The organism is Cellulomonas gelida, assembly GCF_006538725.1.
GTDB lineage: Bacteria > Actinomycetota > Actinomycetes > Actinomycetales > Cellulomonadaceae > Cellulomonas > Cellulomonas gelida.
The window spans coordinates 52,180-63,043 of record NZ_BJLQ01000023.1 but is presented as its reverse complement, the minus strand read 5'-3'; the positions used below and the strand labels follow the sequence as shown (position 1 = coordinate 63,043).

Below are 10,864 nucleotides of genomic sequence, written 5' to 3'. Positions count from 1 at the left end.
CCCCCCCGCCGTTCGGCGCGATCGACGACCAGCTGCTGCGGCTCGTCGGCGCACGCGGCGACGCGGCGATCCTGTGGGACGTCGACACGCGCGACTGGGACCACGGCGACGCGACGGCGACCGCTGCGCACGCGCTGGCGGGGATCACCCCCGGTTCCATCGTCCTCATGCACGACCCGCTGGTCTCGACGGTCGACGCGGTGCCCGGCATCGTCGACGTGCTGCTCGCGCAGGGCTACACGTTCGTCACCGTCCCGGAGCTGCTCGGCGACGCGCTGACGCCGGGCGGGCGGTACGAGCGGCGCTGACCCGCGTCACGCTCGCGGGGATGCGCGGCTGCGCGCACGGGTGGACCTACGCCTCTAGGCTCGGCGCGTGCCTCGTCGTCACGTACGCCTGGTCCCCGCGGTCGCCGTCGACCGGGCCCGCGAAGTGGACACCGCCGTCCGCAGCGGGCTCGCCGCGCTCCGGGACGAGCTCGGTGTCCCCGCCGCGTTCCCCGCCGCGGTGCTCGCCGAGGCGCAGGCCCGCGCCGCGGCCGGCCCCCTGCCCGCGGAGCGCCTCGACGCGCGCGACATCCCGCTGCTCACGATCGACCCGCCCGGCTCGATGGACCTCGACCAGGCGCTGCACGTCGAGCGCCGCGGCAAGGGCTACCTGGTCCGGTACGCGATCGCGGACGTGGGCGCGTGGCTCGAGCCCGGGCACCCGATCGACGACGAGGCACGTCGCCGCGTCACCACCCTGTACGCACCCGACGGCCGCACGCCCCTGCACCCGCCGCAGCTGAGCGAGGGTGCGGCGAGCCTGCTGCCGGGCCAGGAGGCTCCCGCCGCGCTGTGGGAGATCGAGCTCGACGACGACGGTGCGCCGCGGCGCGTCGACGTGCGGCGCGCGCTGGTGCGCTCGACCGCGCGGCTCACGTACGACGAGGCCCAGCGCGCGATCGACGCGCGCTCCGGGCTCGCCGCCGGGGACGGGCCGCTCGCGCTGCTGCGACGGGTCGGCGAGCTGCGGGTCGCCGCCGAGCGCGAGCGCGGTGGGATCACGCTGCCCATGCCCGAGCAGGAGGTCGAGCTCGGGCCGGACGGCACGTGGCAGCTCGCGAGCCGCACGACGCTGCCGGTCGAGGAGTGGAACGCGCAGATCTCGCTGCTCACGGGCATCTGCGCGGCACGCCTCATGCTCGACGCGCGCATCGGGGTGCTGCGCACCCTGCCTGCCTCGCACCCCAAGGACGTGGCCCGGCTGCGGCGCACCGCGCTCGCGCTCGGCGTCGCGTGGCCGCAGGGCGCGCAGGTGGGCGACGTCGTCGGCGAGCTCGACGCCGCCGACCCGCGTCAGGCCGCGGTGCTGACCGAGGCGACGACGCTGCTGCGCGGCGCGGCCTATGTCGCGTTCGACGGCGAACGTCCCGAGCACCCGGGGCACGGCGCGATCGCCTCGCCGTACGCGCACGTCACCGCGCCGCTGCGGCGCCTCGTCGACCGGTTCGCCACCCAGGTCTGCCTCGCGATCGCGGCGGACGAGGAGCCCGCGGACTGGGTGCGTGCGGCGCTGCCCACGCTGCCCGACCTGATGACCGCGGGCGACCGACGCGCGTCGGCGTACGAGCGCGGGTGCCTCGACCTCGTCGAGGCCGCGCTGCTGGCCGGCCGCGAGGGGGAGGTGTTCGACGGGATCGTCGTCGACGCGTCCGACGACGGCACGTCCGGCGTGCTGCAGCTCGCCGACCCGGTGGTGCACGCCAAGGTCGCGGGCACCGGGCTCGAGGCAGGTACGCGGCAGCGCGTGCGACTCGTCTCGACCGATGTCGCGACGCGGAGCGTGAGGTTCGAGGAGGCCTGACGCCCGGTCCGGGAGCAGGGTGCCCCCGGACCGGGCGAGCGCGTCGGCCTTCGCTCGGCGGCCGGCGTCAGGCGACGACCGCACCCTCCGTCGGCAGGTCGTCGCGCCGGGCGACGACGACGGTCGCGGCCACGAGCAGGGCGAGCGCGAACATCCCCGCGCCGACGACGAACGCGACGTGGTACCCGGCCACGTTGGCGGTGGCCTGCGTCGCGGGCGACGCCGGGTCCGCACCGCCCGCGACGAGCGAGGCGAGCTTGCTCGTCGTGGCCGACAGCGCGAGCGTGTTGAGCAGAGCGATGCCGAGCGAGGCGCCGACCTGCTGCGCGGTGTTGAGCATGGCGCTCGCCACGCCCGCGTCGTGCCCGCCGACTCCGACGAGGGCGGTCGAGGACACCGGGATGAAGACCATCGCCATGCCCAGGCTCAGCACCACGAGCGCCGGGAACACCGTGGTCCAGTAGCTCGAGTCCGGCCGCGTGAGGGTGAGCAGGAGCATGCCGGCGACTGCGAGCGCGAGCCCGGTGATCATGAGCGGCTTCGGCCCGGTCTGCGGCAGCAGCCGCGCCACGACCCCGGCGAACAGGATCAGCACCAGGCTGAACGGCAGGAACGCGAACCCGGCGCGCAGCGGCTCGTAGCCCATGACGTACTGGAAGTAGAACGTCATGAACAGGAACATCGACATCAGGCCCGCGCCGACCAGCAGGAACACCAGGTAGGAGCCACCGCGGTTGCGGTTGAGCACGATCCGCAGCGGGAGCAGCGGGTTGCGCACCCGGCGCTCGAGCAGGACGAACGCGGTGAGCAGCACGCCGGCGGTGACGAGCAGGCCGACGACCAGCGGGTCGCTCCAGCCGACGGTCGTCGGCGTGCCGTTCTCGCCCGGGACGCGGCGAGCGGCCTCGGTGAACCCGTAGACCAGCGCGACGAGCCCGACGGTCGACAGCAGCGCACCGGGGATGTCGAACCGCGTGTCGCCGTGCGCCTTCGACTCGCGCAGCACGCGCGCGCCGATCACCGCGGTGACCAGCGCGATCGGCAGGTTGACGAACAGGCACCAGCGCCAGTCGAGGTACTCGGTGAGTGCTCCGCCCGCGATCAGGCCGATCGCCGCGCCACCGCCGGAGATCGCGCCGAACACGCCGAACGCCTTGGCGCGCTCTCGCGGCTCGGTGAACGTGACGGTGACGAGTGCGAGTGCTGCGGGTGCGAGCAGCGCGCCGAACACGCCCTGCAGCGCGCGGGCGCCGAACAGCATCCCGGCGTTGACCGCGGCCCCGCCGAGCGCCGAGGCCAGGGCGAACCCGACCAGCCCGATGAGCATGGCGCGCTTGCGCCCGAGGTAGTCGGCGATGCGACCGCCGAGCAGCAGCAGCCCGCCGAACGCGAGCGTGTACGCGGTGACGGCCCACTGGATGTCGTTCGGGGCGATCTGCAGGTCGTCGGCCGCGGACGGCAGGGCGATGTTCATGATCGACCCGTCGAGCACGAGCATGAGCTGCGTGATGGCGATGACGCCGAGGATGCGCCACCGCCGAGGGTCGGGCGCGGACGAGCCCGGCTGGGCCGGGGTGCCGGGCGTGGCGGGTGTCGCCGTCGCGGTGAGGGGCTCGGACATGGGGTTTCTCCGTGCTGTGAAGGGCGCGCGGTGGCGCGGCGTCGAGACCGTCCGCACCCGGGCTGGAGCGCGGGTGCGGGAGCGAGAGGAGCAGTGAAGGGGCCGTGCTGACGTGGTGCTGGGGTGCGGGGGTGCTGGCGTGCTGCGGTGCTTTGGGAGCGGCCGTCGGCGCGACGTCCCAAGAGACACCGGCCGAGGGCCAGACGCTAACGAGAGGGTCTGACACGCCCTGATACGTCCGGTCCGCGCGGCCGCGCGTGGCGTCCGACGCGTCCCCGTCGTCGTCGGACGTCGTCAGCACACTCCCGAGGTGGGGTGCGGGTCAACGCATATTCGCCCACAGCGGACACCCTGCCCGGCGCAGACCCGCGGAGCCGGCAGCGCCCGCAGCGCCCATCCAGCGAGCGCCCATCCAGCGCGTCACGTCACCCGCTCCCGGGGCTCCCGCACGCAGACGACCCGGCGTACGGTGAAGGCGGACGCGGCGCCGCTGCCGGGGGAGGTCCGCATGACTGACGTGGCGATGCACGTGCACGAGTCGTCTCGGGGGACGGCGCCCCCGGACGCCCAGGACGGTGCCCCGCAGCCCGTCCCGGGAGCGCCGCTGCGGCCCGCCCCCGTGTCGCACGTCGTCGCCCCCGACCTCGTCCGACGAGGCGGAGTCGCGGCGGACCCGTTGGGCGGGACCGAGGTGGCCACCCCGCTGCGCCGGGTCCTCGACGCGCGCCGGAGCCGCGGCGAGCGCCTGCCCGCCGAGATCGGCGAGTCGCTCGGCGCCGCGATGGGCACCAGCTTCGAGCGCGTCCGCGTCCACGCGGACCCCGCGGCCGCCGGGATCGCCGATCAGCTGCAGGCGCGGGCGTTCACGTACGGCACGGACGTGTACTTCGCGCAGGGCACCTACGCGCCCGGTACGACGGGCGGCCGGTCGCTGCTCGCGCACGAGCTGGCTCACGTCGTCCAGGAGGGCTCGGGCTCGTCCGGCACCGGCCGCGCCCCGCTCGTCGGACGGGCCGACGACCCCGCGGAGGCTGCCGCGGACGCGCTCGCGCACCGCGCGCTCGTCGGGCACCTCCCGTCCGACCGGCCCTCCGACGCGACCCCCGGTGCCCCGCACGCGGTGGCGGCCGGCGCTGAGGAGGTCCGACGCGTCGTCGTCGTGAACGGTGCGCGCTGCACCGACGCGGAGGCGACCTACCAGGCGATGTACCAGGCCGTCACCGGGACGACGTACCCCAAGACGGGGCGCGTGCTGTCGAACGAGATCGCGATCGTGAAGGACAAGGTCGTCGCACTCCTGGCCTCCTGGATCGCGGTCGAGAACACCGCTGGGATCGGGCCGCAGGTCAAGCGCGCGGTGCTGGGCCAGGTCCCGGTGGGGCGCGTGTACTCGAACTACGTCGACCTGGCCGTCGCGCTGGTCGGCGAGATCGAGGCCGCCCCCCAGCTGAAGGCCGAGACCGACCTCGCGGCGCGTGCCATGGACAGCGCGTACCTCTCGCACCAGCTCGACACGCTCATGCCCAAGCTCAAGACCCAGTTCCAGACCCGGATGGGAACGACCATCGCGGCGCGGTACGGCAACTGGCACATGGGCAAGTACTACCCGTGGTACCTGATCGGCTTCACCGGCGGGTTCGGCGACGTGTTCGACAACCCGTCGACCTACTCGCTGGCGGCCAAGGTCGCCGCGATCCACGATCTGACGGACTGCTACTTCGAGATCCAGCCGGCCGCCGTCCAGGTCCCGCCCAGCAAGTCGAAGGGCTCCTCGCTGGTCGGCGGACCGCACAAGGCCGACCTGGTCGACGGCACGGGCAAGGCGACGTTCCGGGACAAGGCGACCGGCACGCTCGACGAGCAGAACGAGGTGATCGTCTCCGCGCGGTGGCTCAAGAAGCCGATCCAGATGGGCCCGAGCTTCACGACCGGCCGGTTCATGGAGCTGGCGCACGGCGCGGGTGCCGACGTCGAGACGCTCGAGGCCCTCGCGTGGGCCCTGTTCGCGTTCTGGAACCAGAAGTACACGACGTCCGCCTCCGGCGTGCACCGGTTCCACTTCGTCATGGACATGGCCAACAACTACGGCGTGCCGTACTCGATGACCGCCGACCTGCCGGCAGATCCGCCGACCTTCAAGCGCGAGGAGGTCGTGATCGACCTGGGGGTCTAGGGCAGAGCGAGTGCGGTGAGCGACGGCGGTTCGTTGTCATCAGGTAGTAGATCAGATACAGTACCCGTCGTGATGCAACGACCGACGCTCGACACCGCAGGCGACGCCTTCTCGGCCGACCTGCTGCGCGGCCACACCGACACGATCGTGCTCGGCACCCTGCGCCACGGCGACCGCTACGGCTTCGAGATCTACAGGGCGATCCGCGACGCCACCGGCGGCACGCACGAGATCAAGGAGGCGACGCTCTACGCCACGTACCGGCGCCTGACCTCCGACGGCCTGGTCGAGGCGTACTGGGGCGACGAGTCCCAGGGCGGCCGCCGCAAGTACTACCGGATCACCGACGCCGGGCGGGCCGTCTACCGGCGCAACGTCGCGGCCTGGGTGGCCACGCGCGACGTCATCGACTCGCTGCTCGACCAGCCCGCCCCCCGCACCTCTCCCGCCACGAAGGGCTCCGACCGATGAGCTCCGTCCACGAAGGGCTCCGACCCATGTCGACCGTCCACCGCCTGCTCGACGACGCCTTCGCCGGGGTCGACCTCACGCCCGAGGTCCAGGACCTCAAGGAGGAGATCCGCAGCAACCTCGAGGCCCGCGCGCTCGAGCTCCAGCTGGCCGGCGTCTCGCCCGACGAGGCCCCGCGGCGCGCGTTCGACGAGCTCGGCGACGTCCGGGCCCTCGTCGCGGACGCCGCAGGCGCCGCCCCCGTCACAGTCGGCTCGCCGGACGGCGCCCGGCCGCAGGTCACTGCGGTGCAGCGCGCCGCGCAGGCCGCACGGCTGCAGAAGGTCCGCCCCCGCCCCGGGTTCGTCGTCGGCGTGGTCCTGGCGTCGCTCGTCGGCGCGGGCGCACTCGTCGTCGCGACCCTCGGTGCGCTCGGCACCGTCGACGTCGCCGACGCGGCGCTCCTGGCCGCCCTCGTCGTCGCAGCGGCTGCGGTCGGCTGGCTCACCGGCGCCTCGCTGGCTCAGGAGACGACGACCAACCACCCGCTGCCCGCCCGTCGCGCCGCGGGCTACGGTCTTGGCGCCGGCCTGACGGTCGGCGGAGCCGCGCTCGCCGGTGCGACCGCGCTCCGGCCGCTCGCCACCGGCTGGTACGTCCCCGCCGGGCTGTTGCTCGTCGTCGGGGTGTGCCTGCTCTCGGCCCTCGGCGCGACCCAGACCAACCGCAAGAAGGCCTGGGCCCGCGACGCCGAGCAGGCCTACGTCGCCGACAACCGGTTCGAGCAGGACCCGGCCGCCGCCGCCCGGTTCGGCATCTACACCGCCGCCCTCTGGACGGTCGCCGCCGCCGTGTTCCTGGCCGTCGGGTTCGCGGGCGGCTGGGCGTGGGCGTGGCTGGTGCTCGTCGCCGCGTCGGGCCCGTGGCTGCTCATGCTCGCGAGGATGCTGTTCGGCGCCGGGGCGGGTGACCGCCGCGCCTGACGGGGACGCGCACAGTCACGCGACGCGTCCAGTGTCCGCGCCCGGTCGCGCACACTGGACGCGTGGCCCCCACCCGCTGCCCGTGCTCGAGCGGGCTCACGTACGACGAGTGCTGCGCACCCCTGCACCACGGGACCCGCACCGCCGGCACGGCCGAGCAGCTCATGCGCTCGCGGTTCAGCGCGTTCGCCGTGGGCGACGCCGCCTACCTGCTGAGCTCGTGGCACCCGAGCACGCGCCCGGCGGACCTCACGCTCGACGACGACGTGCAGTGGTACCGGCTCGACGTGCGCGCGACGAGCGGCGGGGGAGCGTTCGACACCGCCGGCACCGTCGAGTTCGAGGCGTTCCACCGCGGCCCGGGCGGCCGTGGGTCGTTGCACGAGGTCAGCCGGTTCGTGCGCGGCCCGGAGGGCTGGCAGTACGTCGACGGGGACGTCACGACGAGCGTGTGACCCGCCCGGGTGTGACGAAGGTCGTCCTGCGCGACCCGCCGCCTGGGACCGATCGACCCAGCCGCGCGCGCACGGGCACGCCAAGATGTGCAGGTGTCCACGTCCTCGATCCAGCCCGACGACGACGAGCTCGACCTGATCCGTCGCTCGGGAGCGGCGCTGCAGGTCGGCAAGCTCAGCCTGTCCGGCGGTACCGGCTCCTACCGCGTCAAGGCGTCGATGGCGCGCATCGCGCGCGCGATGGGCGTCGAGCGGCACGAGGCGCACGTGACGCTCACCGAGATCACGACGACGTCGCACCGCGAGCGGTCGTTCCGCACCGAGGTCACCGAGGTGCGCGCGGTCGGCGTGAACGCCGACCGGCTCGCCCTGATCGAGCGCATGGTCTCGCGCTTCGAGCGTCGGCACGACGAGACCGGCGTGCCGGTCCCGGTCGACGACGTGCTCGCCGAGGTCCGCACCATCGCCGCCCGCCCGCCGCTGTACAACGCGCTCCTCAACGCGCTGTGGTCCGCGATCGCGTGCGCCGCGTTCGCGTTCCTCAACAACGGCGGACCCGTCGAGATCGGCGGCGTGTTCGTCGCCGCAGGGCTCGGCCAGCTCCTGCGGCGGGCGATGCTGCACCGCGGCTACAACCCGTTCGGCGTGACCATGCTGGCCGCGGCGCTCGCGTGCTTCACCTACCTCGGCCTGGTCACCGGCCTGCACGAGCTCGGTGCGCTGTCGATGCGGCACGAGGCCGGCTACGTCTCGTCGGTGCTGTTCCTCATCCCGGGGTTCCCGCTCGTCGCCGGCGCGCTGGACCTCGCGCGGCTCGACTTCTCCGCCGGCCTGTCCCGGCTCACGTACGCGCTCATGGTCCTGACGTCGGCCGCGCTCGCGGTCTGGGCGGTCTCCTCGCTCGTCGGCCTGCAGCCGGACCCGCCCCCGCCGCCCGCGCTCGACCCGTTCGCGCTGTGGGGGCTGCGGTTCGTCGCGAGCTTCCTCGGCGTGATCGGGTTCGCGCTCATGTTCAACAGCCCGTGGCGCATGGCAGTGCTCGCGGCGACGGTCGGGATGGTCGCGAACGTCGGGCGTCTGCTGCTCGTCGAGGTCGGCGTGGTCACGCAGGGCGCCGCGGCCTGCGCCGCGCTCGTCGTCGGCCTGCTGGCCGCCTACCTGGCGCCGCGGCTCGACGTGCCGCGCGTGACGGTCGCGGTGCCCGCGGTCGTCATCATGGTGCCCGGCGTGCTGGCCTACCGAGCGATCTTCCACCTGTCCGACGGCCAGACGCTGCAGGCCCTCGCGTACGGCGTGCAGGCCGCGCTCGTGGTCGTGGCGCTGTCGATCGGGCTCGCGGTCGCCCGGATGCTCACCGACCGGACCTGGGCGTTCGACCGCTGAGGCGACTCGTCGCGGACGCGCTTTGGTTCCCGGCGACCTGCACGGGTAGCCTGTGCGCACTTGGAGACGTCGCATAGCCAGGTCTAGTGCGCGGCCCTGCTAAGGCCGTGAAGGGGTCAACCCTTCCGTGGGTTCAAATCCCACCGTCTCCGCCGAGTGCACGTCGCTGCGCCGTGAGGCCGGGCCGAGGCTGGTCCGGCCTCTCGCGCGTCCGGGAGCGTCGCCGTCGTCGGTGGGTCGGTGCCGGTAGCGTGCCCACCGACCGAACCACGGGCTGAGGCAGGCGCATGTACGAGCTGCTCACGGACGAGCTGCGGGTCGAGGTGCTCGACCCGGTCGCGGACGCGGCACTGACCGGCCCGCGGTACTGCACGGGCGGATACGTCTTCCAGGTGCACGACGCGCGCCACGGCCCGCTCATGTCCGGGCCGACCTACCCCGACGACTTCAACTGGTTCGACGGGCAGGGCATCCCCGACTCGTTCGCGCTCGAGCCTCTGCGGGCCCCCGGAGCGGACGACGGCGACGCGCTGCTGCTCGGTGTCGGGGTGTGCGACCTCGAGGCGGGGACCGTCGTCGAGCGGTGCGTGTGGGACGTCGCGCAGGCGCCCACCTCGTTGACGTTCCGCACCGCGCACGCGTGGGGCGGGTTCGCGTGCACGCTCGAGCGCACGCTCACGCTCGTCGGGCGGACGCTGCGCTCGGTCACCGAGCTGATCAACGCGGACGACGGTCGTGCGCTGCCCGTGCGGTGGTTCCCGCACCCGTTCTTCCCGCAGCCGGCGGCCGACGAGCTGTTCCGGACGAGCGCCGCGGTCACGCTCCCCGAGAGTGAGGGCTACCGGGTCGCCGAGGACGGCAGCGTGCACCGGCGCGTGCTGGCGCCCGGTCACGTGGGGCACTACCAGGAGCTGGACCACGCGGCGAGCGGCCCGCTGACCCTGGTCCACCGGCACGACGCGGTCGGCAGCATCACGATGACGACGAGCTACGTCCCCGAGCGGTTCGTCGTCTGGGGGAACCACTACACGGTGTCCGCCGAGCCGTTCCACGTCGCCACCCTCGCTCCTGGCGCCCAGGCCCGCTGGGCCGTGACCTACACGTTCTAGTCTCCGGGCTCCGGTGCGCGTCGTGCGCGGCGGAGTGCTCGCGGGGCGACGGTCGTAGGCTCGGCGGGATGGTGGACCCGCGGCACTTCGAGCAGCACGCGGCGATCTACGACGACGCGCGCCCGCCCTATCCGCGCGCGCTCTGGGACGAGCTGACGCGCGCCGGCTACCTCGTGCCCGGGCGTCGGGTGCTCGAGCTCGGCGCGGGCAGCGGGCAGGCCACCGGTCCGCTGCTGGCCGCGGGTCTGCACGTCACGGCCGTCGAGCCCGGGCCGCAGCTCGCGGCACGCCTGCGGGCGGCGCACCCGGCCGCGGAGGTCGTCGTCGCGCGCGCCGAGGACGCGGACCTGGGCGAGGACGCGTTCGACCTCGCGGTGGCGGCGACGTCGATCCACTGGCTCGACCTCGACGTGGTGCTGCCGAAGGTGCGGCGCGCGCTGGTCCCGGACGGCACCTTCCTCGTCTGGCGGAACGTGTTCGGCGACCCCGACGTGCCCACGCCGTTCCGCGCGCGGACCGACGAGATCGTCCACGCCCGGACGCGCCCGCCGCGCCCGGGTCCCGATGCGGAGGACGCGTCCGTGACGGTCGTAGAGCTCACGCGCTCGGGCCTGTTCCGCGCCGACGAGGTCCGCACGTTCCGCTGGTCCGTGGACCTGGACGCGCAGCAGGTGCACCGCCTGTTCACGACCTTCAGCGACTGGACGCCCGACGAGGTCGACGCCGCCGCGCGCGCCGTGCGGGACCTCGGCGGCACCGTGACCGAGCACTACCTGTCCTGGCTCATCGCGCTGCACCCCACCGACCGCCCTCCGTCCTGACGTGCCCCGCTCCCGGCGCAC

Annotated in this window: 10 protein-coding genes and 1 tRNA gene; 10 read left to right on the top strand and 1 reads right to left on the bottom strand. The window is 74.0% G+C overall.

Annotation, left to right across the window (positions count from 1 at the left end):
- Positions 1–308 (top strand): polysaccharide deacetylase family protein (locus CGE01nite_RS16990; protein ID WP_503825997.1); only part of this gene is annotated, 308 nt, incomplete at its 5' end.
- Positions 309–375: 67 nt separating this feature from the next.
- Entirely contained in the window at positions 376–1,848 is a 1,473-nt protein-coding gene (locus CGE01nite_RS11245) for an RNB domain-containing ribonuclease (protein ID WP_229747299.1), read from the top strand.
- A 67-nt stretch (positions 1,849–1,915) separates the two neighbouring features.
- Here the strand turns inward: CGE01nite_RS11245 and CGE01nite_RS11240 are convergent, their stop codons facing one another.
- A complete protein-coding gene (locus CGE01nite_RS11240) occupies positions 1,916–3,469 on the bottom strand; it encodes an MFS transporter (protein ID WP_141370989.1) in 1,554 nt (517 codons plus the stop codon).
- Between the two features lie 508 nt (positions 3,470–3,977).
- Between CGE01nite_RS11240 and CGE01nite_RS11235 the strand changes: the two genes are divergently transcribed.
- The 8 genes from CGE01nite_RS11235 to CGE01nite_RS11200 all read left to right on the top strand — a co-directional run bounded on the left by CGE01nite_RS11235 (position 3,978) and on the right by CGE01nite_RS11200 (position 10,843).
- Positions 3,978–5,642 (top strand): eCIS core domain-containing protein, encoded by a 1,665-nt coding sequence (locus CGE01nite_RS11235; RefSeq protein ID WP_141370987.1) that lies wholly within the window; start codon positions 3,978–3,980, stop codon positions 5,640–5,642.
- A 72-nt stretch (positions 5,643–5,714) separates the two neighbouring features.
- On the top strand, positions 5,715–6,113 hold the full coding sequence (locus CGE01nite_RS11230) for a PadR family transcriptional regulator (RefSeq protein WP_141370996.1): 399 nt from the start codon (positions 5,715–5,717) through the stop codon (positions 6,111–6,113).
- Between the two features lie 26 nt (positions 6,114–6,139).
- Positions 6,140–7,075: a permease prefix domain 1-containing protein gene (locus CGE01nite_RS11225; protein WP_141370985.1), complete on the top strand. Its 936-nt coding sequence runs from the start codon at positions 6,140–6,142 to the stop codon at positions 7,073–7,075.
- Between the two features lie 62 nt (positions 7,076–7,137).
- A complete protein-coding gene (locus CGE01nite_RS11220; protein WP_141370983.1) occupies positions 7,138–7,530 on the top strand; it encodes a YchJ family protein in 393 nt (130 codons plus the stop codon).
- A gap of 93 nt (positions 7,531–7,623) precedes the next feature.
- The gene (locus tag CGE01nite_RS11215) at positions 7,624–8,913 is read left to right on the top strand and encodes a threonine/serine exporter family protein (RefSeq protein WP_141370981.1); all 1,290 of its coding nucleotides are present in this window, start codon (positions 7,624–7,626) and stop codon (positions 8,911–8,913) included.
- Between the two features lie 62 nt (positions 8,914–8,975).
- Positions 8,976–9,065, top strand: a tRNA-Ser gene (locus tag CGE01nite_RS11210).
- A 135-nt stretch (positions 9,066–9,200) separates the two neighbouring features.
- A complete protein-coding gene (locus CGE01nite_RS11205; protein WP_141370979.1) occupies positions 9,201–10,022 on the top strand; it encodes a hypothetical protein in 822 nt (273 codons plus the stop codon).
- 68 nt (positions 10,023–10,090) lie between these two features.
- Positions 10,091–10,843, top strand: a complete 753-nt coding sequence (locus CGE01nite_RS11200) for a class I SAM-dependent methyltransferase (protein ID WP_141370977.1) — start codon at positions 10,091–10,093, stop codon at positions 10,841–10,843.
- Positions 10,844–10,864: the final 21 nt, after the last annotated feature.

Coding starts and splice junctions, on each gene's coding strand:
- CGE01nite_RS11230 (WP_141370996.1), top strand. CDS start 5,715: ATGCAACGACCGACGCTCGACACCGCAGGCGACGCCTTCTCGGCCGAC.
- CGE01nite_RS11205 (WP_141370979.1), top strand. CDS start 9,201: ATGTACGAGCTGCTCACGGACGAGCTGCGGGTCGAGGTGCTCGACCCG.
- CGE01nite_RS11225 (WP_141370985.1), top strand. CDS start 6,140: ATGTCGACCGTCCACCGCCTGCTCGACGACGCCTTCGCCGGGGTCGAC.
- CGE01nite_RS11240 (WP_141370989.1), bottom strand. CDS start 3,469: ATGTCCGAGCCCCTCACCGCGACGGCGACACCCGCCACGCCCGGCACC.
- CGE01nite_RS11200 (WP_141370977.1), top strand. CDS start 10,091: ATGGTGGACCCGCGGCACTTCGAGCAGCACGCGGCGATCTACGACGAC.
- CGE01nite_RS11235 (WP_141370987.1), top strand. CDS start 3,978: ATGACTGACGTGGCGATGCACGTGCACGAGTCGTCTCGGGGGACGGCG.